This is a genomic window from Shinella sp. GW835-FHT14H05 (genome assembly GCF_058793575.1).
In genome coordinates this window covers 84,181-107,452 of the sequence record NZ_JBXAFY010000017.1, presented here as the reverse complement: position 1 = coordinate 107,452, position 23,272 = coordinate 84,181, and the positions used below count along the sequence as shown (strand labels likewise).

26 protein-coding genes and 1 pseudogene are annotated in these 23,272 nt (G+C 59.2%); 19 read left to right on the top strand and 8 right to left on the bottom strand.

The genetic code is table 11. From position 1 onward, the window contains the following. Positions 1-247: 247 nt before the first annotated feature. The 5 genes from AC1Q6Z_RS30440 (at position 248) to AC1Q6Z_RS30420 (ending at position 2,741) form a co-directional block, all read left to right on the top strand. The gene (locus AC1Q6Z_RS30440; RefSeq protein WP_192321133.1) at positions 248-565 is read left to right on the top strand and encodes a DUF736 domain-containing protein; all 318 of its coding nucleotides are present in this window, start codon (positions 248-250) and stop codon (positions 563-565) included. A 175-nt stretch (positions 566-740) separates the two neighbouring features. After that, positions 741-995, top strand: a complete 255-nt coding sequence (locus AC1Q6Z_RS30435) for a type II toxin-antitoxin system prevent-host-death family antitoxin (RefSeq protein WP_192321131.1) — start codon at positions 741-743, stop codon at positions 993-995. After that, the gene (locus tag AC1Q6Z_RS30430; protein WP_192321130.1) at positions 988-1,416 is read left to right on the top strand and encodes a hypothetical protein; all 429 of its coding nucleotides are present in this window, start codon (positions 988-990) and stop codon (positions 1,414-1,416) included. The genes AC1Q6Z_RS30435 and AC1Q6Z_RS30430 overlap by 8 nt, the downstream gene beginning before the upstream one ends. A gap of 525 nt (positions 1,417-1,941) precedes the next feature. Beyond that, positions 1,942-2,259, top strand: coding sequence for a DUF736 domain-containing protein (locus tag AC1Q6Z_RS30425; protein WP_192321128.1), 318 nt, complete (start codon positions 1,942-1,944; stop codon positions 2,257-2,259). A 311-nt stretch (positions 2,260-2,570) separates the two neighbouring features. Next, a complete protein-coding gene (locus tag AC1Q6Z_RS30420) occupies positions 2,571-2,741 on the top strand; it encodes a hypothetical protein (protein ID WP_192321126.1) in 171 nt (56 codons plus the stop codon). A gap of 42 nt (positions 2,742-2,783) precedes the next feature. On the opposite strand, the gene AC1Q6Z_RS30415 is transcribed toward AC1Q6Z_RS30420, so the two are convergent. Both AC1Q6Z_RS30415 and AC1Q6Z_RS30410 read right to left on the bottom strand, forming a co-directional pair. Further along, a complete protein-coding gene (locus AC1Q6Z_RS30415) occupies positions 2,784-3,062 on the bottom strand; it encodes an HU family DNA-binding protein (RefSeq protein WP_192321124.1) in 279 nt (92 codons plus the stop codon). 138 nt (positions 3,063-3,200) lie between these two features. Next, on the bottom strand, positions 3,201-3,458 hold the full coding sequence (locus tag AC1Q6Z_RS30410) for a WGR domain-containing protein (protein ID WP_192321271.1): 258 nt from the start codon (positions 3,456-3,458) through the stop codon (positions 3,201-3,203). A 148-nt stretch (positions 3,459-3,606) separates the two neighbouring features. Here AC1Q6Z_RS30410 and AC1Q6Z_RS30405 point away from each other — a divergent pair, with 148 nt between their 5' ends. Further along, on the top strand, positions 3,607-3,834 hold the full coding sequence (locus AC1Q6Z_RS30405) for a hypothetical protein (RefSeq protein WP_097523135.1): 228 nt from the start codon (positions 3,607-3,609) through the stop codon (positions 3,832-3,834). Positions 3,835-3,844: 10 nt separating this feature from the next. Here the strand turns inward: AC1Q6Z_RS30405 and traG are convergent, their stop codons facing one another. Genes traG through traC form a run of 3 tightly spaced genes read right to left on the bottom strand, consistent with a single transcriptional unit; the run spans position 3,845 to position 6,276 of the window. Next, positions 3,845-5,773: a Ti-type conjugative transfer system protein TraG gene (gene traG / locus AC1Q6Z_RS30400; protein ID WP_271046337.1), complete on the bottom strand. Its 1,929-nt coding sequence runs from the start codon at positions 5,771-5,773 to the stop codon at positions 3,845-3,847. After that, positions 5,760-5,975: a type IV conjugative transfer system coupling protein TraD gene (gene traD, locus AC1Q6Z_RS30395; protein ID WP_192321292.1), complete on the bottom strand. Its 216-nt coding sequence runs from the start codon at positions 5,973-5,975 to the stop codon at positions 5,760-5,762. Before traD ends, traG begins: the two co-directional genes overlap by 14 nt. Positions 5,976-5,979: 4 nt before the next feature. Continuing rightward, the gene (gene traC, locus AC1Q6Z_RS30390) at positions 5,980-6,276 is read right to left on the bottom strand and encodes a conjugal transfer protein TraC (protein ID WP_192321122.1); all 297 of its coding nucleotides are present in this window, start codon (positions 6,274-6,276) and stop codon (positions 5,980-5,982) included. A gap of 260 nt (positions 6,277-6,536) precedes the next feature. Here traC and traA point away from each other — a divergent pair, with 260 nt between their 5' ends. The 5 genes from traA (at position 6,537) to AC1Q6Z_RS30365 (ending at position 12,838) form a co-directional block, all read left to right on the top strand. Continuing rightward, on the top strand, positions 6,537-9,839 hold the full coding sequence (traA, locus tag AC1Q6Z_RS30385) for a Ti-type conjugative transfer relaxase TraA (RefSeq protein WP_271046336.1): 3,303 nt from the start codon (positions 6,537-6,539) through the stop codon (positions 9,837-9,839). Positions 9,840-9,877: 38 nt separating this feature from the next. After that, positions 9,878-10,366, top strand: coding sequence for a conjugative transfer signal peptidase TraF (gene traF, locus AC1Q6Z_RS30380; RefSeq protein WP_371746616.1), 489 nt, complete (start codon positions 9,878-9,880; stop codon positions 10,364-10,366). Between the two features lie 40 nt (positions 10,367-10,406). Further along, positions 10,407-11,576 (top strand): conjugal transfer protein TraB, encoded by a 1,170-nt coding sequence (locus AC1Q6Z_RS30375; RefSeq protein WP_246765512.1) that lies wholly within the window; start codon positions 10,407-10,409, stop codon positions 11,574-11,576. Between the two features lie 12 nt (positions 11,577-11,588). After that, the gene (locus AC1Q6Z_RS30370) at positions 11,589-12,215 is read left to right on the top strand and encodes a TraH family protein (protein ID WP_192321118.1); all 627 of its coding nucleotides are present in this window, start codon (positions 11,589-11,591) and stop codon (positions 12,213-12,215) included. A 314-nt stretch (positions 12,216-12,529) separates the two neighbouring features. After that, positions 12,530-12,838 carry a transcriptional repressor TraM gene (locus tag AC1Q6Z_RS30365; RefSeq protein ID WP_192321116.1) on the top strand — a complete coding sequence of 103 codons (309 nt, stop codon included), beginning with the start codon at positions 12,530-12,532 and terminating at the stop codon, positions 12,836-12,838. Between the two features lie 3 nt (positions 12,839-12,841). Here AC1Q6Z_RS30365 and traR read toward each other — a convergent pair whose 3' ends face one another. The 3 genes and pseudogenes from traR to AC1Q6Z_RS30350 form a co-directional block, all read right to left on the bottom strand. Next, positions 12,842-13,546 (bottom strand): autoinducer-binding transcriptional regulator TraR, encoded by a 705-nt coding sequence (traR, locus tag AC1Q6Z_RS30360; protein ID WP_192321114.1) that lies wholly within the window; start codon positions 13,544-13,546, stop codon positions 12,842-12,844. A gap of 185 nt (positions 13,547-13,731) precedes the next feature. Continuing rightward, positions 13,732-15,243 (bottom strand): APC family permease, encoded by a 1,512-nt coding sequence (locus tag AC1Q6Z_RS30355; RefSeq protein ID WP_192321112.1) that lies wholly within the window; start codon positions 15,241-15,243, stop codon positions 13,732-13,734. Positions 15,244-15,485: 242 nt separating this feature from the next. Further along, positions 15,486-15,785, bottom strand: a pseudogene (locus tag AC1Q6Z_RS30350) (transposase); the annotation flags it as partial. A gap of 142 nt (positions 15,786-15,927) precedes the next feature. Between AC1Q6Z_RS30350 and AC1Q6Z_RS30345 the strand changes: the two are divergent. The 8 genes from AC1Q6Z_RS30345 to AC1Q6Z_RS30310 all read left to right on the top strand — a co-directional run bounded on the left by AC1Q6Z_RS30345 (position 15,928) and on the right by AC1Q6Z_RS30310 (position 23,243). After that, entirely contained in the window at positions 15,928-16,905 is a 978-nt protein-coding gene (locus tag AC1Q6Z_RS30345; RefSeq protein WP_192321264.1) for an NAD(P)/FAD-dependent oxidoreductase, read from the top strand. Positions 16,906-16,908: 3 nt separating this feature from the next. Continuing rightward, positions 16,909-17,247: a ferredoxin family protein gene (locus AC1Q6Z_RS30340; protein WP_192321110.1), complete on the top strand. Its 339-nt coding sequence runs from the start codon at positions 16,909-16,911 to the stop codon at positions 17,245-17,247. Between the two features lie 50 nt (positions 17,248-17,297). Continuing rightward, a complete protein-coding gene (locus AC1Q6Z_RS30335; protein ID WP_192321108.1) occupies positions 17,298-18,677 on the top strand; it encodes a glutamine synthetase family protein in 1,380 nt (459 codons plus the stop codon). A 63-nt stretch (positions 18,678-18,740) separates the two neighbouring features. Continuing rightward, positions 18,741-19,898, top strand: a complete 1,158-nt coding sequence (locus AC1Q6Z_RS30330) for a cytochrome P450 (RefSeq protein WP_192321106.1) — start codon at positions 18,741-18,743, stop codon at positions 19,896-19,898. A 14-nt stretch (positions 19,899-19,912) separates the two neighbouring features. After that, complete coding sequence (locus AC1Q6Z_RS30325; protein WP_192321104.1) at positions 19,913-20,110, top strand: ferredoxin; 198 nt, start codon at positions 19,913-19,915, stop codon at positions 20,108-20,110. Between the two features lie 24 nt (positions 20,111-20,134). Beyond that, positions 20,135-20,992, top strand: coding sequence for a type 1 glutamine amidotransferase (locus AC1Q6Z_RS30320; protein WP_192321262.1), 858 nt, complete (start codon positions 20,135-20,137; stop codon positions 20,990-20,992). A 192-nt stretch (positions 20,993-21,184) separates the two neighbouring features. Then, positions 21,185-22,165, top strand: coding sequence for a GlxA family transcriptional regulator (locus AC1Q6Z_RS30315; RefSeq protein ID WP_492650151.1), 981 nt, complete (start codon positions 21,185-21,187; stop codon positions 22,163-22,165). A gap of 256 nt (positions 22,166-22,421) precedes the next feature. Then, the gene (locus tag AC1Q6Z_RS30310) at positions 22,422-23,243 is read left to right on the top strand and encodes an MBL fold metallo-hydrolase (RefSeq protein WP_192321255.1); all 822 of its coding nucleotides are present in this window, start codon (positions 22,422-22,424) and stop codon (positions 23,241-23,243) included. Positions 23,244-23,272 lie beyond the last annotated feature (29 nt).

Genomic DNA, 23,272 nt, shown 5'->3' with positions numbered 1-23,272 from the left:
GACCTCGATGGATCTGGTGTGACCGAAGGACGCCTTCGTCTCGATCGCCTTGACCGCAACGGCCGCTCACAACTTTCTTCCCCTGCGAACAGGTTCGCATTCCTCGCGCGACCAAGAAAGCCGCTCCCGGCCGTCCTCCACTGACGGTTCCGGCCGCCAGGCGGTGCGGTGTCGATCGCCCCCGGTCTTAACACCGTCATCGAGGCCGCGATCGGCGCGGCCCGAACAACCGGAAAGGAACGCGACCATGGCAGTCATCGGCGAATTCACCACCAACGGCAACAACTCGATCGTCGGCACGGTGCGCACGCTCACCGTCAGCATGAAGGCCCGCCTGAACCCGATCGAGCGCGTCTCACGCGACGCCCCGGACTTCCGCATCACCGCCGGCAACGGCGTCGAGGTCGGCGCCGGCTGGAAGGCGGTCTCCAACGACGGCGAGGAATACATCTCGGTCAAGCTGGACGATCCAAGCTTCAATGCCCCGATCACCGCAGCCCTTTGGCCGGGCGAGAAGGACGGCGAATACGCCCTCATCTGGAACCGCCCCAAGCGCGAGGCCTGAGACCGCAACCCAAGGAGCCTCGTCGGACAAGGCGGGGCTCTTCTTCCTGTGCCGCATGGCGAAACCGGCCGCGGGCATCGAGCCCGCCTCCGGCTTTCCTGGTCTCGCACAGGGCTGGATATGGAGGCCCTTTTCGCCTATATGGATATTATGGATATTCTGGACAGAGGCCGCTATGAAATCATTCACCACCGCTGATCTCAACAAGCATGTCGGCGACGTGACCACCGCGGCACGGCGCGAGCCGGTGTTTATCACCCATCATAAGAAGCCGAAGTTCGTTCTCATGGCGATCGAGGATTATGATCGCCTGCGCGGCGAACAGGATCAACGTCGTGCCTTCTCGCTCGACACGATGCCCGGCGATATCGAGGACGGGCTGCTGGCACTTGCCGACTCCATCGAAAACGATGGCGCCAACGATGATTGATCCCGAAACCGGCCTCGTCATTTCCTATCATTATCTCTGGACACATCAACATGACCGCGGCGAGGAGAGCGGGCGAAAGGCGCGGCCCGCCTGCGTCGTTGTTCCCGTCACATCCGATGGCAAAAGCGTCGTCATCTTCCCTTTGACGACGAAGGAGCCGGGACCGGACCGGCTGGCAATCAAGGTACCCGATACCGAGCGCAAGCGTCTGACGCTGAGGGGGCGTGGCCCAACCTGGCTCATTCTCGATGACGCCAATGCGGACGTGCTTCCGGGGTCCTTTCACGTCGAACCTGTCAGCTACGACCCGCTGACGATCAGCTATGGCAAGTTCAGCAAACCGTTCATGGACCTGGTCATCAAGACGGTTGCCAACGCAATCCGTGCCAGGAAGATCCAGATCGCGAAACGCAAGCGCTGAAGTCGGCCGTTCTGAACGAACCTTTTCAGTACCAGGCCAAGCCGGGACTGACCTTGCGGATCGGCGAATAACGCGTCGACCATGCGCCGTTTTCGATCCTGGTGCAACGATGATGCGACCGAGGACGTCGGCGATGGCATCGAGGGCGGAAGCGGGCCTGCAGCGCTGACGAGGGCATGATCATAGGCACGAATGTTGCGCAGCCTGATGGCGGATGATCGTCAATCCGGTTGCCGCGCATCGCGTTCCATCCACCCCGAGCCGGCCACACCGACGCGGACCTCGATGGATCTGGTGTGACCGAAGGACGCCTTCGTCTCGATCGCCTTGACCGCAACGGCCGCTCACAACTTTCTTCCCCTGCGAACAGGTTCGCATTCCTCGCGCGACCAAGAAAGCCGCTCCCGGCCGTCCTCCACTGACGGTTCCGGCCGCCAGGCGGTGCGGTGTCGATCGCCCCCGGTCTTAACACCGTCATCGAGGCCGCGATCGGCGCGGCCCGAACAACCGGAAAGGAACGCGACCATGGCAGTCATCGGCGAATTCACCACCAACGGCAACAACTCGATCGTCGGCACGGTGCGCACGCTCACCGTCAGCATGAAGGCCCGCCTGAACCCGATCGAGCGCGTCTCGCGCGACGCCCCGGACTTCCGCATCACCGCCGGCAACGGCGTCGAGGTCGGCGCCGGCTGGAAGGCGGTCTCCAACGACGGCGAGGAATATCTCTCTGTCAAGCTGGACGATCCGAGCTTCAATGCCCCGATCACCGCAGCCCTTTGGCCGGGCGAGACGGACGGCGAATACGCCCTCATCTGGAACCGCCCCAAGCGCGAGGCCTGAGACCCAATCCCGAGGAGCTCCGCCAGACATGGCGGGGCTCTTTTCCTTGTGCCGCATGGCGAAGCCGGCCGCGGGCATCGAGCCCGCCTCCGGCTTTTTAGGTGCCATACGGGGAGGAGAAGTCTGCTCAGAATGACCAATCGTGCCGGAGAGCCGGGAAAGCGTCGAAGCACGAGCGGTACCCCCAAAATGCTGGCGCATTTCGGCTCCCCCACTCGCCGGCTCCGCCGGTCGCCTCTGGCGATGCTTGACCCTGTCCCGTCTCCCCGACCGCGGACGCCGTCTTTCACGAAACGTCAAGGAGACGAACGATGACGATGGAACTCGAAATGCAACGCGAAGAGCTTAAAGCCGAACTCAGGAACGCCTGCGACGCGAACGAACGCCGCCAGATTGTGGCGGAGCTGGAAATCGTGTTGGCCGAGCTTGCGGTCATCGAGGCCGAACAGGACGGCCGCTTGGGCACGGAGCCTCCCTTCTGAGGAGGCTTCCTTCATGCTGCCGGAAACGGCAGCGAATTCGCCTCAGCCGTTCAGCGCGTCCTTGACCGCCTTGCCCGGCGCAAACGTCAGCTTCTTCGACGCGGCAATCTTGATCGTGGCGCCTGTTGCCGGGTTGCGGCCTTCGCGCTCCGGCGTTGCCTTGAGTTTGAACTTTCCGAACGAAGGTATGGACGTCTCCGAGCCTACCAATGCCGCATCGGTGATCTGCTTGAACACGCTTTCGACGATCGCCTTGGCCTGCGCCTTGGTCAGGTTCTGCTCGGATGCGATCTTGTCGGCGATTTCGTTGGTGGTCGTCATGATTGGATGGTTCCCTCGTTCTGGTTTATCCATCCGGTATGACGAAGAAGATGGTCCGAGGATAGGGGTGAAGCTCGAGGCGCTGCCGCAAACGCCTCAAAAACCACAGGAAACATCGGGTTACCGGGTATGACACCCTCAATCGGCGAGAGCGACGTCGCGATAGCCGCGCTTTCTTTTCGTCCGCTCGAGGCGTGAGAACGCTTGGTCGGCGTCCTTCTGGCTGTCGAATGTCTCCATCATCATCTGGCCGTTCGCTCCGATCCGGCCCCAGTTCCTGATGACCGAGGCGCCGCCAAAGAGCGTCGGCTGGATCGAGAGCGCATAGAAGCGGCGCATGTTTTGTGTTGCGTCGATACGATGAAGATGAACCGGGTTTGTAGCCTTTTTCTCCATGGCCGGATTGTCGCTTCCCGACAAAGCGGCGTCCAACAACTTATATGAATCGCTCAGGGCTCATCGATTCATCTTCCTGATGTGTTTTCCGTGGCCTTCGGCTCGACAAAACTTTAAGTCGCGCGGCAGATATTTTCGGGAGAAGATCGTGGAAGAGACTGTACAAATCGGCAGCCGCGGCGACTTCGGCCTCTGGGCGATTGAAGTTGCCAAGCAGATCGTCGGCGAACAAGGCTTTGAGCTCGCCAGGGCAGCGCGTGACGGTACAGAGGACGATGTACGGGCGGCTGGCAATGCACTGGGGCAGGCGATCACCAATGCGCTTCTCGAAGTCTTTGACGGGCTCCTCGAAGACGCGCCTGCCGACGCGTCCTGAAGCTGCGGCATTACTGCTTGTCTCTGCTGTCGCGGAAGAACCGACTCGGATTGACGCAGGCCTTCATCTCCTCGCGCCTGAACCAGATGGCGCGGCCGCACTTAAGCGGCGGATTGCCCGATGTGAAGACGATCTGCTCGTCGGCGCGCATACGCAGGACCTCGTGCGGCAGGATCAACGGCCGTCGGCTCAACTGCTTCGAGCGCGACCGCGACGACCCCTTCATGCCGGACGAACGATTGGTCTGGTCGACCTCGACGGTGGTGTCGCCGCAGCGCTTAGAGATGTAGTCGGCGGTCTCGGGATCATTGATCGCCGAAAACGAAATCCAGCTGGCGCTTTCGAACCATTTCGAGGTTGCGTCGCGGCCGCCATAGGCCTCGCGCATCTGGCCGATCGACTGGAAAATCATCGTCAGCGTGATGCCGTATTTGCGGCCGGCGTCGCGGGCGGTTTCGAGGATGCGCAGGTAGCCGAGACGCGCCACCTCGTCGAGCAGGAAGAGCGTTCTTCCTTTCACGTTTCCATTGCGATTGTAGATGGCGTTGAGCAGCGCGCCGATGACGACGCGGGCAAGTCCCGGATGGGCTTCGAGCACCTTGAGATCAAGCGCGATGAAGATGTCGGTTTCGCCGTCGGCGAGATCGTCGGTCGAGAAACTGTCGCCCGACACCAGCCCGGCATAGCTCGGATAGGAGAGCCAATGGGTTTCCTTGACCGCATTGGCATAGACCCCGGAAAATGTCTCCGGCGTCATGTTAACGAAGACGGAGACGTTCTCCTTCACGAAGTCGGATTGCGACTGTTCGTAGATGCGCGTCAGGCGCTCGCGCAGTTTCGGTTCCGGCTCGGAGAGATTGGCGCGCACGCGCCTCAGCGTCTGGTCCTTGTCGTCGGTATGGCCGGACAGGCAGACGTCGGCGATCAGCGCCGTCAGGAGCTGCATGGCTGAGGCCCGAAAGAAGTCGTCGCGGGCAGACGCGGTGCGCGCATTGTCGGTCATGATCCAGGTGGCGACGGCGACGATATCCTCTTCCCTCGTGTTGCCGTGGCGGCCGATCCAGTCCATCGCGTTGAAGCCGGCGCCGGACGCGGAGGGATCGAGAACGATCACCTTTCGGCCGGCCTTGCGCCGGTGCTCGGCGACCATCGGCGCGACCTCGCTTGAGGGATCGAGCACAACGAGCCCGCTGCCCCATTTGAGCGCGGTCGGGATCGTCACCGATGTCGTCTTGAAGCCGCCGGAGCCGGCAAAGACGATGCCGTGCGAGGAACCGAAGGAGCCGTCGAAGCAGAGAAGCGGCGCCTTTCCGCCGGTCCCCCAGCCTTGCGGTTCGTCGGCGCGAAACGGCATGGCGGCGACGCTGTCCCGGTCGACGCGGTAGCGCTCGCCGATGACGATGCCGCCGGCGTCGGGGAAAAGCTTTGCCGCTTCCGGCAACCTCATCCAGTCGGCCTCGCCGTGTACGGCGCGTTTGCCGACGATGCGGCGTGGCCCTGCGTGAGCAAAGGCGGCATTGCCTCTGATTGCCACACGCAGGGCGAAGATGCCTGTGAAGAGTGCGGCTGCCGTCCCCAGCATCGTCGCCGGATCGGCGTAGGCGAGAACCGATTGTCCGGCGGGCACACTGCCCGCGATGCCCGCAAGCCGGATCGTCTCACGGATGACGGCGACGGCGATCACCGCGCCGTTGCCGGCGAACACGCTGAAGCCCGCCGCCTTGATGTTGACCGATCCGTTCGCGGCGAAGAGAGCGATGACGCCGATCGCGGCCGCCGCGACATAGGGCAGCGCAATCCCGCTGCGTCCAAGCATCAGCCTTGCCTGAGTGTTGGTTCCGAGGCCCGCAAGCTTGTGCTCCATGCCCGACGTTGCGACCATCGCGGCGAGCATGATTGTTGCGGGCAGGGCCAGCAGCAAAAATCTATTCGCCGTCATGACCGAAGGCCTCCGCGCCGATGGCAGTCAGGCGCGATCGCTCTGCCTCATCGCCCCTGATCCGGCGCCCGGCGTCGATCAGCAGGCCGAGCAGCAGCGCGCGTTTCTCAAAGCGCAGCCCCGCCTTGACGATCAGCCCGCCAAGCTCGATTTTTTCGCGCGTGTCCTTTTTCCGCGCATCTGATTTCATTGCCTTCGCCATCCGCTCAAGCCTCGCCAGACCCGCCCGCAGCCGCGCCAGACGCGAACGTCGCGGGCGAGCCGTGATCCGGCTTGTCGCCACCGCCATGTCTCTTCCCGCTCGCATCGCCCTTGCCTCCGCGAAAGCGTTTCGCGATCTCCTCGAAGGCGGCCTGCAATGCGGTTTCCTCGATCTCGATATCGCCGAGACCGGCCTTCAGCGCGACCCTGCCGATCCGCTCGGCCTCGCGCGTCTCGGCGGCTCTCAGCTGGTCCTGCAATCTCGCGATTTCTTCCCTGATCTTCGATGACGGCTTCTTCATTCCGGTGGCATCTCCTGATGGTTGCGGTGTTGCTTCAGCGACGCCCACTCTCTCCCGAATGCGCACTTGAGGAAATGTGCAGATCTGCACATCGGCAAAGCCGATCCTTTGGAGCATGATCCCGGCCGTTCCGAAGGAGCGGCATCCAAGGGGGCGCAATTATACGTCGCTAACGCGACGTCCTTGCTTACCGGCCCTGGCGGGGCCGCCGCGGCTGCCGCTCCGGACGAACGTGGTTCAAAACCGGAGTTTCTCGCGCCGTGGCCATCGCCCATTTCTCAGCCAGCATCGTCAGCCGTGGCTCCGGCCGCAGCGTCGTGCTGTCGGCGGCCTACCGGCATTGCGCCAAAATGGACTATGAGCGCGAAGCCCGAACCATCGATTACACGAGGAAGCAAGGGCTGGTGCATGAGGCGTTCGTGCTTCCGGCCGATGCCCCGCAATGGGCGAGGGCGCTGATCGCCGACCGCTCGGTTGCCGGCGCGTCGGAAGCCTTCTGGAACAGGGTCGAGGCTTTCGAGAAACGCTCCGACGCGCAACTGGCCCGTGACCTGACGATCGCATTGCCGCTGGAGCTCTCGGCCGAACAGAACGTCGCGCTGGTGAGGGATTTCGTAGAGAAGCACGTGCTGGCGAAAGGCATGGTCGCCGACTGGGTCTATCACGACAATCCGGGAAATCCGCATATTCACCTGATGACGACCTTGAGGCCGCTGACAGAGGACGGCTTCGGGGCGAAGAAGGTCGCAGTCATCGGCGACGACGGCCAGCCGGTCCGCACCAAATCCGGAAAGATCCTCTATGAGCTCTGGGCGGGTTCATTGGGCGATTTCAACGTCCTGCGCGACGGATGGTTCGAGCGGCTCAACCATCATCTGGCGCTCGGCGGCATTGAACTCCGCGTCGATGGCCGCTCCTACGAGAAGCAGGGGATCGATCTCGAACCGACCATCCATATCGGGGTCGGCGCCAAGGCGATCGAGCGCAAGGCCGAGAGCCAGGGTGTTCGGCCGGAGTTGGAACGGATCGAACTCAACGAGCAGCGCCGCGCGGAAAACACCCGCCGTATCCTTCGCAACCCCGCCATCGTGCTCGACCTGATCACGCGTGAAAAGAGCGTCTTCAACGAACGCGATATCGCCAAAGTGCTTCATCGCTATGTCGACGATCCCGCGCTCTTCCGGCAGCTGATGGCGCGCATCATCCAGGATCCCATGGTGCTGCGTTTGCAGCGCGACACGGTCGAACTTGGCACGGGGGCCAGGGTGCCGGCGCGCTACACGACGCGGGCGATGATCAAGCTGGAAGTGACGATGGCGCGCCAGGCGATCTGGCTGTCGGACAAGGAGACGCATGCCGTTTCATCAACAGTGCTCGATGCGGCGTTCCGGCGGCATGAGCGGCTCTCGGAAGAACAGAAATCGGCGATCGAGCGCATCGCCGGTCATGCCCGGATCGCTGCGGTCGTCGGCCGCGCGGGTGCGGGCAAGACGACGATGATGAAGGCGGCGCGCGAAGCTTGGGAACTTGCCGGATACCGCGTCGTCGGCGGCGCGCTCGCCGGCAAGGCAGCCGAAGGTCTGGAAAAGGAAGCGGGCATTCAAAGCCGCACGCTCGCCTCCTGGCAACTGCGCTGGAAACAGCAACGCGATACGCTCGACGCGAAGACCGTCTTCGTCATGGACGAGGCCGGCATGGTGGCGTCGAAACAGATGGCGGGCTTCATCGATGCGGTGGTCAGGGCAGGGGCCAAGATCGTTCTGGTCGGCGATCCCGAACAGCTCCAGCCGATCGAGGCGGGGGCGGCCTTCCGCGCCATTGTCGACCGCATCGGTTATGCCGAACTCGAGACGATCTATCGCCAGCGCGAGGATTGGATGCGGGCCGCCTCGCTGGATCTCGCCCGTGGCAATGTCGACAAAGCGCTCGACGTCTATCAGGGCCAGGGCAGGGTGCTCGGATCTCCCCTGAAGGCGGAAGCCGTCGAACATCTGATCGCCGACTGGAACCGGGACTACGATCCGAAACAGTCGATGCTGATGCTCGCGCATTTGCGCCGCGACGTGCGTCTGTTGAACGACATGGCGCGGGCGAAACTGGTCGAGCGCGGCATCCTCGGCGAGGGCCACGCGTTCAAGACCGCCGATGGAACACGCCGCTTCGATGCCGGCGACCAGATCGTTTTCCTGAAGAACGAGGGATCGCTCGGCGTGAAGAACGGCATGATCGCTCATGTCGTCGAGGCGAGCCCAAATCGCATCGTCGCCCTCGTCGGAGAAGGCGAAGGCCGCCGGCAGGTGACGGTCGAACAGCGCTTCTACAACAATCTCGATCACGGCTATGCGACGACGATCCACAAGTCCCAGGGCGCCACCGTCGACAAGGTCAAGGTGCTCGCGTCGCTCTCGCTCGATCGGCATCTGACCTATGTGGCGATGACCCGCCACCGTGAGGACCTGCAGCTCTATTACGGGCGCCGTTCCTTCGTCTTCAACGGTGGCCTCACGAAGGTCTTGTCGCGGAAAAACGCCAAGGAGACGACGCTCGATTACGAGCGCGGGCAACTCTACCGCGAGGCGCTTCGCTTTGCCGACATGCGCGGCCTGAAGATCGTCGAGGTGGCGCGCACGCTTGCGCGTGACCGGCTCGACTGGACGCTGCGGCAGGCGACGAAACTGGCCGATCTCGGGGCGCGCCTTGCCGCCTTCGCCGAGCGGCTCGGCCTTCGCCAATCACCGACTACCCAACAGAGGCAGGAGGAAAAGCCCATGGTCGCCGGCATCACCCGGTTCGAGAATTCCGTTGCCGACAGGGTCGGCGAGAGGATCGACGCCGATCCGGCCCTGAAGAGGCAATGGGACGAGGTCTCCGCCCGCTTCCGTTATGTTTTCGCCCATCCCGGGACAGCCTTCCGGGCGATGAACTTCGATGCGGTTCTGGCCGACAGAGAAAGCGCCAGGCAGATCCTGCAGAAGCTTGAGGCCGCGCCGGAGTCGATCGGACCGCTCAGGGGCAAGACCGGCATTCTCACCGGCAAGGCGGAGCGTGAAGCGCGCCGTATCGCCGAACTCAATGTGCCGGCGCTGAAACGCGATCTCGAACGGTATCTCAGCATGTGCGAGAGCGCGCAGCAGCGGCTTCGCCTGGACGAGCAGGCGCTGAGACAGCGCGTGTCGATCGACATCCCGGCGCTGTCGCCGGCGGCGCGCGTGGTGCTCGATCGGGTGCGCGATGCGATCGACCGCAACGATCTGCCGGCGGCGCTTGGGTTTGCATTGAGCAACCGCGAGACCAAGCTCGAGATCGACGGGTTCAACAAAGCCGTCACCGAACGTTTCGGCGAACGAACGCTCTTGACCAACAGCGCTCGCGAACCATCGGGAAAACTCTTCGACAAACTCTCCGAAGGCATGCGGCCCGAGGAGAAGGAACGGTTGAAGGAAGCCTGGCCGGTCATGCGCACGGCCCAGCAACTCGCCGCCCATGAACGCACCGTCCAGTCGCTCAGACAGGCGGAGGACCTGCGCCTCACCCAGCGCCAGACGCCGGTCCTGAAACAATGAGACGGTTCGGTCCGATCCTGTTTGTCGGTGCGTCCATCATGGTTGGAGCCGGCATGGTCACGGGCGCCATGGTCGGCGGTTATCGCATCAACCTGACACCGAGCGAGCCGCTCGGGCTCTGGCGCATCGAGGCGCTGCGACGTCCGGTCAGGACCGGCGATCTCGTGTTCGTCTGCCCGCCGGGAAACGCAACCTTCGCCGAAGCGCGACGGCGCGGTTATCTCCGGCGCGGGCTTTGCGCCGGCGATTTCGCGCCGCTGATCAAGACGGTCGCCGCCCTTACCGGTCAGCGCGTCGAGATCACCGATCACGTCATCATCGATGGGCGCCCGGTCGAAGCCTCGTCCGTCCGGGAGAGTGACGGCGAGGGCAGGCTGCTCATACCCGATCCCGGCGGCGTGGTGCCACCTGGATACCTGTTTCTCCACTCATCCTTTGCGAGATCCTATGACTCCCGATATTTTGGTCCGGTTCCGGCAAGCGGCCTTCTCGGTCTGGCGCGGCCCGTTCTTACCTTCGATCCCTGATCGTCCCGGTGACCGTCCATGGGATCGCTGGCGATCCGCTGTGCTCGTCGTCGCGTCCGTCGCCTGCGGCGCAATTGGCTGGAGCGGCCATGTCCTCCTCCTACCGGTCGCCATACTGTTTCCGGCGCTCTGGGCGATGGCGCCCTCGCGTGCGACCGCGGCGCTCGTCGCGACGGGCTATTTCCTTGCCGCTTCGCGCGGCCTGCCGCAGGGCGTCGCCAATTTCTATGCCGCCGATCTCTCGCCCGGCCTGCTGCTCTGGCTCATCGCTTCGGCCTCCTTCGTTGTCGTGCACACGGTGTTGTGGACGAAACCACGGGATGAAGCTGCTTCCGGGAGACAAGCGGCGGATGCGGCAAGGGCGGCGCGCTATCTTCTGGCCCTGGCGCTGATGGGGCTGCCGCCCTTCGGCATCACCGGCTGGGCACATCCGTTGACGGCGGCCGGCGTGCTCTTTCCCGCATGGGGCTGGTGGGGGCTTGCCGCGACCGTCGCCGGTCTCGCAATGATGACATCGCGAGGCCGGCTCGCCGCAGCACTGGTGCTGGGAGGCTTCTGGGCCTGGTCCGCCGCAACCTGGACAGCGCCGAGACTACCGGAAGGCTGGCGAGGCGTCGACCTCGAACTGGGCGAAACTCTGGGGCGCGACACGTCATTTGCGCGCCACCGAGTCCTGATTACCACAGTTCTCCGCAACGCTCACCGCGACGACCGCGTCATCGTCCTTCCCGAAAGCGCCTTTGGCTTCTGGACGCCGACCGTCGAGCGTCTGTGGCGCGAGGCTTTGCGCGGTCACGATATCACGGTCATTGCCGGCGCCGCCGTCATCGAGCACCAGGGCTACGACAATGTCATAGTCGCCGTCTCCGCCGACGGGGCGGGGGTCCTCTATCGCGAGCGCATGCCGGTCCCAGGATCCATGTGGCAGCCATGGCGGGAATGGACGGGGCAGGGTGGCGGCGTCCGCGCCCATGTCTTCGGCAATCCGGTGGTCGAGATCGGGGACGAGCGGATCGCGCCGCTGATCTGCTATGAGCAGCTCCTCCTCTGGCCGGTGTTGCAATCCATACTGCACGCCCCCGCGGTCATTGTCGCCACCGGCAATGGCTGGTGGACCAAGGGCACGTCGATCGTCTCGATCCAGAAAGCGAGCGTAATCGCATGGGGCAAACTCTTCGACATTCCCGTCGTCATGGCATTCAACACATAAAGGAGAAACCGGATGGTCGATGTCGCCCTCATCCAGCAATGCGCCGATCCTGGTCTGAAGCCCGCGATCATTGAGCAGTTCATCGCGCGGGCGGGATCGAAAGACCCGCTTGCCGTCACCGTGCGCTCCGGCAACCGCGTCGTACTCGTTCCGAAACCGGCAACAGCGGACGAGGCGATGGACCTGATCCGCAAGCATATCGGCCGCAATGCCACCCGCGTTGGTATCACCCAATATCCGGCCGGGCTCGGCATCCTCGAGGCGGGCCAGCTGAAACCGGACCTGGTCGATGCTTGCGCGAACATCCGCATGGGAACGGCGCTCTTCGCGAGAGTCTATCGCATCGTCCTCGAGTGGTACGGCAACCCGACCGGAGAAGACGGTGCGCGCCAAGTGTTCGAAGATGCGATCATCGCCTGGCAGACGGGGTATTTCGAGGGGGAGGCGGTGTTTCGGACGCCGGACCCGGGCGAAGAAAAGCACGCGGAGCCGGAGCCAGCCGAAAGCGACGAGGTCGGTGTGCAGACCGGCGATCGTCGGGAGGAGGACAATGCCGTACTTCCTGCCGATGCAGTCTCTTCCGATCCGAACAAGGCGGGGATCCGGATCGATCTTTCGGGCATCGGCGCAAAGCGGTGAGGTCATGCATGTGGAGATCTGCAGCGGGATTCTGCGGCTGTTGCACTAGCGGGAACGGCTTCGGCCTTCTATAAGGGCGGACAGGGCAGTACGCGCTGCCCCGGGGTGTGGAAACCTCTATCTGGCGGTTGGTGTCGGCCGTTGCGACACCAGAATCCTCTGGCCTTCGGCCGGTGGGCCTGCGACGTATGTCCAGGTGCTCCGGTACTAAAGGTCGCAGGACTGTCCAGGTACAGTTTCCAACCCCCGGCTCGGGATCAGAAGATTAACGTTTGCGGGGGCGCACCGCGGACAAGCCAGAGAGTGGGATTGGGATGGGAACGGACGCTTTAACGCTTGACGAGAAACTCGAAATTCGTGCCATCTTCGGGCTGACGCAGGGCCTTTCCAAGGCCGACGTGGAGAGCCTCGCGGTTGATGCCATCCGAACCCACCGCGTTCTGGTCGATGGAGCCGACAAGCTCTTCCAGGACCTGCCCGAGGACTATAAGTTGGGGAAGGAGTCCGGCGGCCCCCAACACCTGACCTACATCAAGGCCTGCATGGAGATGCACGCGCAGATGTATACAGTGAACACGCTGATCACCGTGCTTGGCTATATACCGAAAGTCATGGTCAACTGATCGTCAGATCAGTTTCCTGCGGATCGCAAGCGACGACATATGTGTGTTCGAGTGGATGTCGAAGGGTTTGCGTGCCTCTTGAAGCTTGACCCGGACAGTGTTGTATTTGACGCCCTCGATCGTCGCGATCTCTCCCATCGACTTTCCAACCGCAAACCAGCTCAGGTATGTGGCGGCCTTCGGATCGAGCGAAAGACCGTCGTCGACGGTCGGCGTGGGATCTGTAAAAACGATGCGGGCATGCAGTTGCCCTACCGCAGCAGCAGCTTCGATCGGGTCCAGTTCACGTGTCAGATTGATCGCGGGTTTGTCTGAGGCGAGCGTAAACATCGCTACCGTATTCTGTGCCGCCTTGATCGGGATAGTAATGCCGGAGCGGATCCCAAATTCCGCGGCGTCCGAATAAAAGGATTGCTCCGCCTTCGAAAGCCTGTGCCTTTCCTGTTCGCCGCTCCAGGCAAACGCGCCCTTCAGCATTTTGGCGCGGCGGATGACAGGATCGACGGCAGCATGATTCTTCTGGAAATAGGTGCTTTGCCATCCGCCGTTGTAGTTGGAGATGACCATCGTAAATCCGGTGCGGATATAGACGTAGGCATAGGCCGCATAGCCGGCATCCTCGGTGATATTCGCGAGGCCCGTCTTGAGGCCATCCTCGTTGCCCGGAAGTGCCGCGAGATCGGTTATTTTTTCCAGCAAATGTTGCATTCGGAATTCCTTGCGATCGTCAGATGGAACAGATCAAATGATTCCTCTACAATTGCTCTGACAGATTTGCATTCCAACCACGATGCAATTGCGATTATCTGCCTGGGCCCAAATTCCTCTCCGGCAATAAAGTCGGGGTGAGGCGACATCGCCTCACCCCACTAAACCGCGAGCTGATTGTGAAGTCAGTTCGGACTACGTCCATCAGCGACATACATTTCATCGACGAAGGCATCCATCATTTCTTCGTCGTGAAGCTGTCCAATCATGTCGTACCGACTACGGTCGCTGTTGCGAAGCCACAAGGCATAACCAAACCCTGCTAACGCAATGATCGCGACATAGAGAGGAATCAGTTTGACCACCATGATCTCACTTCCAGCAAGGAAAGTGATGTTTTCGAGCAGAAGCCAGACAACAACCGCTTGAGCAATCGCGCCCAATATCGGGGCGAGGATCGTCTTCCACCAATCGAGAGGGCCGGACCTTCCAATACGATTAAAGTAGCCAATAACAGCCAAAGACACGATGAACTGAACGACGATTACGGCCAACGTGCAGAAGATCGGAAGCCAAGTGCCGAGATGGAGAAGCGGATCGGCTCCGGCGAGCGCAAACAAGGCAACCGTCACGATTGCAATAGTCGCCTGGACGGCGGCTGCGATGTAGGGAGACTTCTGCTCAGAATGCGTAGATCCGAGGCTTTTCGGAAGAATGCCATCTCTGCCGAGGGAGAAGAGGTATCGCGTTGCGTTGTTATGAAATGCAAACGAGCAGGCAAAGAAGCTTGTGATCACCAAGAAGTCCATGATGACACGAACCGTATGTATCGTATGGATATCGGCCAGCTCGAAATAGTACTGGTCAATCAGTGTCCCGGCTTTCCCGGGGGCCTCGGCGCCGAAACCAACAATTCCGGCGTAGGCCGCAAACGTGTAGAACAACCCAAGTGTCAAAACCGCGATATACGTGGCTCGGGGAACCGCGCGCTTTGGATCCATTGTCTCTTCGCCGTAGATCGCTGTCGTTTCAAAGCCAATCCACGACCAAAAAGCTAAGAAGAAGCCAATTCCTACAGCCGGAGCGGTGCTCCACTGCGACAGGCTGAAAGCCTCGGGCATTTGGCCAGACGCACCACCTGAACCAACGGTAGCCAGACAAACGATGAGAATTACGAGCACTTCAACCGCAAGGAGAAAGCTAAGAATACTTGCGCCATACGTAATGCGATAGAACGAAATCATGAACATCAACGCCAGCGAAGCGATGCTACACCAATACCACGCAATATCCAGTCCAAAGTAAGCACTTAAAAGTTTTGTGGTATAGAACCCGAAGCCGCCTGCGATTGCAGGTGAGATCATGCTGTAGGCCGCCATGACGGTGAAGCCAACGGCCAAGCCGACCGGACGACCAAGTCCCTGTGTAGCGAAGGTGTAGAAGGCTCCTGCCGAAGTTATTCTTTTCGCCATTTGGGCGAAGCCAACTGTAAAGATCAGAAGGATAAACGTCGTGGCTGCATAGGTAAGGGCAACTGACATCCCCGCCCCTCCAGCAAGGGAGATTGGAATGTAGGCGGAGACCACAACCAATGGAGCAGCCGCTGCTGTCACCATAAAGACGATGTGAAAGAATGATATCGAGCTACGAAGTAGGCTATTCGAAGCCGACTGCGGATTTCCGGCATGTGAAGCCATTTTAATTCCCCCAGTTTGAGTTCCGACGATAGGGTGTTTTTGTTATCCCTATATGTTTCGTATTTGGAAACATGTTGCGTGTCAAGAATTCGATTGCCCACAACGACATGCAAGAATCTGCCGATAGGCCGTTATCAGGCGTAAAAGGCTCCAAAAGACTTTTTGTCACTTGGCTGAAACCCACCTCATGATCCGCAAAAAAGGAATTAGCTCCGGCGCTTAGAGTCTGACTCGAAAAGGTTTCAACAATATCCGTACCTTGCCAAGCGCCGTGTCAGGACCCGAATGTGGGCGATAGTGATCCAGGCCTCAGCTGATGCGATGGACTTTGACCAATCCTTCGCCAGTCGTCGGCGTCTGCCCAGCCATGCGAAGGTGCGCTCCACGACTCAGCGACGCGGCAGAACCTTAAAGCCTTTGGCCTCGTCCGTCCGCTTGACGATCTGGAGGGTGAACGCAGCGATCTCTTGCAGTGCGCCCTTCAGCTTCGGTCCCGCATAACCCCCCCCATCGGCGAAGATATGTCTCAGCCACGGCCAGCGCCTATGAGACGGTCACCTAGTCCAATTTCAACTCTATTTTTTGATTCAAAGAGTGGTGAGCAGTGACGTTGTGGTTCTTGACAGGATACATGTGTCGTAATAGGAAACACTAAAACGGAATTAGACACGGGGCGCCATTTTGATGACAAATGACAACCAATATGACTTGGCAATTATCGGTGCCGGCCCAGCTGGTCTTTTCGCCGCCTATTATGCTGGGTTTCGCGGCCTGAAAACCGTGATGTTTGATGGTTTGCCGCAAGTCGGCGGGCAGATTTCGACGATGTATCCGGAGAAGAAGATCCACGATGTTGCCGGGTTTGCCAGCATTCGAGGTGCTGACTTCGTGAAGAACCTCTTCGAGCAATCGAGACGGCAGGAGTATGAGCTCCGTCTTTCCGAGACTATCACAAACCTAGAGTCAATGGATGACGGCTCGTATGAGCTTCGATCCGACAAGGGGTCGGTATTCAGCGCGAAGGCCGTGATAATCGCCGCCGGGCTGGGAAAGTGCCAACCTCGTTCTCTTCCGATCCTCGAGGAAGTTTTCTCCCCGAACATTATCCACTTTGTACCTGATCTTGCGGTGCTCGAAGGACACAACGTTGTGGTCGCCGGTGGCGGCGATAGTGCGGTCGACTGGGCGCTTGCTGCTCTCCCTCGAGCAAAGTCTGTCACGGTCGTCCATCGCCGCAATCGCTTTCGGGCGCACGAAGCTAGTGTCAAGGAAATGTACGACAGCGGCATCCGGATCGTCGCGCCAGGTGAAGTCGTCGCATATCGGTCCGAGGCGGGCCAGGAGTTTCTCACGATTGATGCGGCGGGAAAGTCAGAAGAACTGCAATTCGGCAAGTTTGTAGTTGCCCTCGGCTTTCAGTCCGATCTTGGCCCAATGAGCAATTGGGGCCTCAACGTCGATGGTTATCGCATACCGGTGCAGCCGGACATGCAAACTTGCCTGCCCCGTGTTTTCGCCATCGGTGATGTTAGTGAATATCCGGGGAAGGTGCGGCTCATGGCGGTCGGCTTTGGCGAAGCGTCCATCGCAGTGAACCATGCGGCTGCAGCAATAAACCCGGGCACGTCTGTGTTGCCCGGTCATAGCACCAACGAAGGATGAGCGATGCCATACGTCATCAACGACAATTGCATAGGCAGCAAAGACCAGGCCTGCGTCGATGTCTGCCCGGTCGACTGTATCTATGAGGCCGAAGGGCGACTTTGGATACAGCCTGACGAATGCACAACTTGCGGCGCATGCGAGTCCGTCTGTCCCGTCGAGGCGATTTATTACGCTGATGATGACAGCGACAGCCAGGATCTGAGGGAAGCGAGGGAATTCTTCGCTGCGGTTCTCCCTGGTCGCGACACGCCTGTCGGGAGCCCAAGAGGCGCTGCAAAATTAGGAATGATCCGTAGCGATCATCCACGAGTCTTGGAGGTGTTGGCAGGAGCAAAATAAAAAATACAGGGTTTAAGCTTTCCAATCCAAGCACACTGGGAGAAGATGAAATGGCGAATGATAAAGATGCGGAAATCGCAGATGCAAAAGCATTTGTGGAAGCGAACAACGTGGACACTCTCCGCGTTGGAGCAGTGGATATTGATGGCGTATGGCGCGGTAAACAGTTCGGCACTGAATATTTTCTGAATGCCGTCGCGAAAAACGGCACCAACATTGCAAACGTCCTGTTCGGTTGGGACGTCGCCGACGAAGTTGTGGAAGGTCTAGCTTACACCAATTGGGATACCGGTTATCCGGACATCAAACTTGTTCCCGACCTGCCTACGATGAAGCTCATTCCGTGGGAGGCGCGCACGGCTGCAGTATTCTGTGATATGCGGTCGATCGATGGTGATCCCCTGAATCTATCGCCGCGCGACATTCTCCGCAGTGCCGTGGACAAAGCCAATGGAATGGGGTTTGTGCCCAAGGCAGCCTATGAATTCGAGTTCTATCTTTTCAATGGCACCATTGCCGAACTCGCCGAAAATCAGTGGCGCGATCTGAAGCCTTTGCGCAAGAGCGGCTACTGTTACAGCATGCTTCATCACGCCGGCTCGGAAGACATTCTCGGCCAAATTCGCAATCAATTGCGTTCTGCTGGCATTGAAGTCGAGGCAACCATCAGCGAACACGGCCCGGGCCAACATGAAATTAATCTGAAGTATTCGGACGCTATTTCGGCCGCCGACAATGCGATTTTCGCAAAGTATGCCATCAAGGACATTGCTTCGAAGAACGGTTGCACCGCCACCTTTATGGCCAAGCCCAACGCGGTTTGGGCCGGCTCTTCCGGCCACATGCACATGAGCCTATCGGCCTTTGATGGAAAGCCTGCTTTTGCCAATAGCAACGATCCGAAGATGCTGTCGGAAATCGGAATGTCGTTCCTCGCCGGCATGAAAGAACTCTCCCGCGAGATGTCGGCGATTTATTTGCCGAACGTGAACTCCTACAAGCGGACCAACGGAGGATCATGGGCAGCAGCTAATTCTTCTTGGGGTGTCGACAATCGTACGACTTCGTTCAGGGCGATTCCTTCTTCGGGTCCGGCGGCGCGCGTCGAAAATCGCATTCCCGGTGCCGACACCAATCCGTACCTCGTCATTGCGACGAGTCTTCTCTCTGGTCTTTACGGCATCGAGAATGGCTTGAAAGCTGGTGAACCCTTCAAGGGGAACGCCTACCAGGCAACCGCCGCGCAAGCGCGACCACTCGCCGGCTCTCTTGAAGAAGCAATGGGCCTGTTCCAGCAGAGCAAGGTCGTTAGAGAGTTGTTTTCTGAGGATTTTGTCAATCACTACGTGCAAATGAAGAAATGGGAACTCCGTCGGACTAACACCCACATCACCGATTGGGAGTTGGGCCGCTATCTCGATATCATCTGACAGAGTAGCCGAAACGGCCCCGCCTTTGCGGGGCTGCCAAGCGCAAGGAAGGAGAAGAAAACTATGAGTAATGTAAGCGACGTGGCTAAAGCCTTCGACTATCATGGCGAAGCTCTCGACAACATTTTCGATACCTACGCCGAACTTCGTTCGAAGTGCCCTGTTGGTCGGAGTGAGCAACATGGCGGTTTCTGGTTCGTAACCAAGAGTGACGACATTTTTGCGGCCGAACAGGACCCTTCAACGTTCTCGGTTGGGCCGAGCATGATGTATCCGCCGGTTTCCGAGGTGCCGCTGCCGCCTATCGATATCGATCCGCCCGAGCATACCGCCTACCGCAAGATCCTGCTCCCGCTCTTCACGCCGCAGGAACTCAAGAAGCTCGAGGAACCAATTCGCAGGACAGCACAAAACCAGGCCCAGGAGTTCCTTAAGATGGGATCTGGAGCCGACGCCTCCTACGGATACGCTCGCCCCGTCCCGATGATCATCTTCGGCCGCCTTGCAGGCTATCCAGAGTCGGATTGGCCGAAATTCGACCAGTGGATCGATGACATCTTCTATGAGCGCATTCACAATGCGCCGAAGGCGGAAGCCGCGCAGCAGGCCGTCTATGACTACTTCGCGAATTTGTTGGACAACTGGAAAGACGACCCATCCTCGGCGACTCTCATCGATTACCTTTGCCGGGCCAAGATCGACGGCCGTCCGTTGAGCCGCGACGAACTGCTCCGCTATTGCTATCTCCTGTTCCTTGCAGGGCTCGATACGACGGCATGGGCCATTCGCTCGGGGCTGTGGTTCCTTGCCAACAACCCCGACGCGCAGAAGAAACTTCGCGATGATCCGAGTTTGATCCCACTTGCCTGTGAAGAGTTTCTGCGCTGCCTTTCGCCGGTGCAGGGCATGGCTCGCACATGCCTAAAGGACACTGTGATTCGCGGCCAGGAGATCAAGAAGGGCGAACGCGTCGTTCTTGTCTTCGGGGCAGGAAATCGGGACGAAGAAGTCTTCCCGAATCCCGACAAGATCGATATCGAGCGGCAGGAGAACCGCCATCTCGGCTTCGGCGGCGGCATTCATCGCTGCTTGGGCTCCAACCTGGGGCGTCGCGAGCTCGTTGTCGGAATCGAGGAATTCCTGAAGGCCGTACCCGAGTTCCGAGCTGCCGATCCTTCTCAGAAATGGCACGGCGTCGGCCCGCTCAATCTCACGTTCTAGGAAGGGATACCGAGATGAAAGTATCTATCAACGAAGGTCGTTGTCAGGGACATGCCCGGTGCATCTATTTTGCACCGGAGGTCTTCGAAATCGACGACGAGGGCTATGCCAAAATCAAGCCAGGCTTTGAAACCGTTCCTCCGGAGTTGGAGGACAAGGTTCGTAAGGCCTGTGCGAACTGTCCGGAACTCTCGATCATCGTGACCGAGTAACCGAGCGGGCTGGGACGTATGACGATGAAGCGAATTTTGATCGCGGACGGAAACATTCCAGCCGACCGCGCCGTTTTCACAAGATTCAACGGATGCGCCCCAAGTGGGATGTTCGATCAGCTGCTTCGCACGGGCTGGTCGAACATCGAAACAGAAATCTTGTATCCGACTGATGCAGATGCTGCTGCTTCTCTCCCGCTTGAGGCGTATGACGGCATTCTTATTACCGGCTCCAACTCAAATATCTACAAGCGGGAGCCCGGAACATTGCGGCAGATTGAATTCGCTCGCGAAGCGTTCAGATCAGGGACGCCAATGTTCGGAGTATGTTGGGGTCTTCAGTTGGCGACGGTCGCGTTGGGCGGTGACGTTGAGCCGAGTCGCAGTGAAAACTGTCGATGTGAAGCTCCTTTTGGAGAAGCAATCACGTTGGTCCAGGATGACACTGGTTGCATTCATCCGATGCATAAAGATCGTGCTAAAGTCTTTGATGCATTTGCATTTCATTCTGATCAAGTTTCGCGGCTGCCGCCAAACAGCACCATAACTGCGAGCAATAGAAATTTCATACAAGCCGCTGAGATACGTTCAGAGAAATCCGTTTTCTGGGGGGTCCAATACCATCCTGAGCTCAGCGGCGCTGGAATGGCTGGCTTTCTACGAGGATCGATCAACGAGCTTTATCAAGCGGGTCGGTACCATTCACTGGAAGAAATCGAGGCTGCGGCGGCCGCGATGGAAAGTTTTGCGCATGCTGTACCGATCGCTGAGGCCCATAGCCGTCATTTTGAGAAAATCGATCCAGCTCGCTTTGAATTCAGGCCACTTGAACTTATCAACTGGGTTGAAAAGCTCGTCATAGGGGCCGACAACGACCGGTGAGTGCAAAGGGCCGATGGCGCGCGTGATTTGGAGGATCAGTCAAAAATTTCGTGTACTTCTGCGGGCCATGATCTCTTGTCGCGATGGTTAGGTTGTTCTCCGCGGTGGGACGTTGCCAATACGGAACTGGGACAGTTAGGCAGTAGCTCATCCAGCTTCCGCAGACGGAAATAGAACGATAGGGATGATCTTGTGCGCTTGCCCAACGTTGCCATTGTTGCTGTTGACGGCTTCGGTCCCTATCAGATGGCCGTTCCGCTGGTAGTTTTTGGCAATTTTCTGCCTGGAGTCGAGCTCTTTAACCTAAAGATATGCGCTGGTGAGGTAGGTCCTCTGCGTTCCGGGCTCGGCTTGCAGATCGAAACAAGTGACGGTTTGGCTGAAATTGCGCATGCGGATATCGTGATAGTTCCATTCTGGCGGGACCCCGCAGAAAGGCCACAACAAGCACTCCTAGACGCGGTTGGCCAAGCGCATGCGCGAGGGGCATGGATAATCGGCCTTTGTCTCGGCGCTTACATTCCCGCCTATGCTGGATTGTTGGACGGTAGTAGGGCTTCCACTCACTGGGAAGTCGAGCAAGATTTCTTATCGCGCTTCCCAAAGGCTGTTTTGGATCGAAACGCCCTCTTTGTAGATGACAATGGCATAATCACTTCTGCAGGGACGGGTGCTGGAATGGATTGCTGCCTCTACGTTGTCCGCAAACTCTACGGCTCCACCATTGCAAACAGTGTTGCGAGAAGATTGGTCTTGCCGCCGCAAAGGGAAGGCACGCAGGTGCAACTGATAGAGAGGCCGGTTCCACCCGCTACGAAGGATGCGAGGATTTACCGCCTTCTCGATGAAGTGAGGATGAATTTACGCCGGGAGTACAGTATTGATGAACTCGCCAAGCGTACGTCGATGAGCAGGCGCAGTTTTACGCGTAACTTTTTTCGTGTCACGGGCATGTCCTTCGGCACTTGGTTGCGAGCAGAACGGATCAAGATTGGCAGGGAAATACTTGAAACGACCGATCACAACATAGATCGAGTGGCGGAAATCGCAGGATTTGGATCTACAGCCCTGTTTCGTCAGTATTTCAAGTCTGTTTTCGGATGTCCTCCAACAAAAATCCGTAGAAGAAACTCAGAAGCACCAAATGTGAGCGAGCTAGCCTCGTTGCAATGAGAGGCTTTCTCGGTCGGTTGTAGAAGTAGGGCGGCTGTTCGCTCTCTGTCCATCCCGGCGTGTGCACCCATTGGCGTCGCTGCCCCGCCGCCGCTTGATCCCCGTGAACACAAGGTACGTGGTGCGGCTGCCATCTGGCCCTAGAACGACGACAATTGGCCTGTCGCAAGCTTTTTCCTCGGCCCCGCAGGCATAACATGTGGTGGCGCTCCAGACGGACCAACCCAATCGGAGCTACACGCAAAGGGGAACAAAAATGCGAATTCGCCAGATAAGAAATGCTACGGTCTCGCTTGAGTTTGGCGGTATCAGATTCCTAATCGACCCTTGGCTCGCTGAAAAGGACGCTTATCCCGGCTTTGCCGGAACAGCCAATGATCATCTTCGAAATCCGACTGCTGCACTTGTTGTGCCGATGTCTGAGATCGTCGATGTGGATGCCGTCATCCTGACGCATGCGCATCCGGATCACTGGGATCATGCGGCGGCCGAAGCGATCCGCCCGGACATTCCGTTCTTCACGCAACATTTTGGCGACAAGGCGCTGGTGAGTGACGCCCGCTCTATCGTCTTGGACAATGGTCTGCATGTCAGACAGGTGGACGGCAAGACTTTCACTGATGTCCGCGTTCTCACAGGCAACCCTGAATTCATGGGCGTGAAGCTTAAGAAGGTTCCCGGCCAACACGGCTCGGACGTTGCGATCCAGAACGCTTATGATCTCTTGCAGGAAGTTTGCGGGCTGGTCATCAGTCATCCCGATGAGAAGACTCTCTACCTTGCCGGTGACACTATTTGGAACGAATATGTCGAGGCGAATATTGCCGAATACAGGCCCGACGTGATCATCGTCAATGCCGGCGACGCGCAGATTCCGGGGCTCGGTCACATCATCATGAACTGCGATGACGTTGCCCGTGTCTGCGAGGCGGCGCCCAACGCGACCATCATTGCCAGCCATATGGACGCGGTCAATCACGGGATGACATCGCGCTCCCAACTTCGCGACTACCTCCAGAAAGCCGGGCTGTCACATCGTGTTCTCGTACCTGAGGACGGCGAGAGCCTGACCGTCTGATCAGGCTAAATTGCAAAAGAGGAGAAAGT

What these genes read in the sequence shown, in the direction of transcription:
- AC1Q6Z_RS30415 (WP_192321124.1), bottom strand. Translation starts at nt 3,062, where the DNA reads ATGACGACCACCAACGAAATCGCCGACAAGATCGCATCCGAGCAGAAC.
- AC1Q6Z_RS30420 (WP_192321126.1), top strand. Translation starts at nt 2,571, where the DNA reads ATGACGATGGAACTCGAAATGCAACGCGAAGAGCTTAAAGCCGAACTC.
- AC1Q6Z_RS30370 (WP_192321118.1), top strand. Translation starts at nt 11,589, where the DNA reads ATGGTCGATGTCGCCCTCATCCAGCAATGCGCCGATCCTGGTCTGAAG.
- AC1Q6Z_RS30410 (WP_192321271.1), bottom strand. Translation starts at nt 3,458, where the DNA reads ATGGAGAAAAAGGCTACAAACCCGGTTCATCTTCATCGTATCGACGCA.
- AC1Q6Z_RS30430 (WP_192321130.1), top strand. Translation starts at nt 988, where the DNA reads ATGATTGATCCCGAAACCGGCCTCGTCATTTCCTATCATTATCTCTGG.
- traG (WP_271046337.1), bottom strand. Translation starts at nt 5,773, where the DNA reads ATGACGGCGAATAGATTTTTGCTGCTGGCCCTGCCCGCAACAATCATG.
- AC1Q6Z_RS30440 (WP_192321133.1), top strand. Translation starts at nt 248, where the DNA reads ATGGCAGTCATCGGCGAATTCACCACCAACGGCAACAACTCGATCGTC.
- AC1Q6Z_RS30345 (WP_192321264.1), top strand. Translation starts at nt 15,928, where the DNA reads ATGACAAATGACAACCAATATGACTTGGCAATTATCGGTGCCGGCCCA.
- AC1Q6Z_RS30320 (WP_192321262.1), top strand. Translation starts at nt 20,135, where the DNA reads ATGAAGCGAATTTTGATCGCGGACGGAAACATTCCAGCCGACCGCGCC.
- AC1Q6Z_RS30335 (WP_192321108.1), top strand. Translation starts at nt 17,298, where the DNA reads ATGGCGAATGATAAAGATGCGGAAATCGCAGATGCAAAAGCATTTGTG.
- AC1Q6Z_RS30355 (WP_192321112.1), bottom strand. Translation starts at nt 15,243, where the DNA reads ATGGCTTCACATGCCGGAAATCCGCAGTCGGCTTCGAATAGCCTACTT.
- traC (WP_192321122.1), bottom strand. Translation starts at nt 6,276, where the DNA reads ATGAAGAAGCCGTCATCGAAGATCAGGGAAGAAATCGCGAGATTGCAG.
- traD (WP_192321292.1), bottom strand. Translation starts at nt 5,975, where the DNA reads ATGGCGAAGGCAATGAAATCAGATGCGCGGAAAAAGGACACGCGCGAA.
- traR (WP_192321114.1), bottom strand. Translation starts at nt 13,546, where the DNA reads ATGCAACATTTGCTGGAAAAAATAACCGATCTCGCGGCACTTCCGGGC.
- AC1Q6Z_RS30325 (WP_192321104.1), top strand. Translation starts at nt 19,913, where the DNA reads ATGAAAGTATCTATCAACGAAGGTCGTTGTCAGGGACATGCCCGGTGC.
- AC1Q6Z_RS30330 (WP_192321106.1), top strand. Translation starts at nt 18,741, where the DNA reads ATGAGTAATGTAAGCGACGTGGCTAAAGCCTTCGACTATCATGGCGAA.
- AC1Q6Z_RS30365 (WP_192321116.1), top strand. Translation starts at nt 12,530, where the DNA reads ATGGGAACGGACGCTTTAACGCTTGACGAGAAACTCGAAATTCGTGCC.
- AC1Q6Z_RS30425 (WP_192321128.1), top strand. Translation starts at nt 1,942, where the DNA reads ATGGCAGTCATCGGCGAATTCACCACCAACGGCAACAACTCGATCGTC.
- traF (WP_371746616.1), top strand. Translation starts at nt 9,878, where the DNA reads ATGGTTGGAGCCGGCATGGTCACGGGCGCCATGGTCGGCGGTTATCGC.
- AC1Q6Z_RS30435 (WP_192321131.1), top strand. Translation starts at nt 741, where the DNA reads ATGAAATCATTCACCACCGCTGATCTCAACAAGCATGTCGGCGACGTG.
- AC1Q6Z_RS30340 (WP_192321110.1), top strand. Translation starts at nt 16,909, where the DNA reads ATGCCATACGTCATCAACGACAATTGCATAGGCAGCAAAGACCAGGCC.
- AC1Q6Z_RS30310 (WP_192321255.1), top strand. Translation starts at nt 22,422, where the DNA reads ATGCGAATTCGCCAGATAAGAAATGCTACGGTCTCGCTTGAGTTTGGC.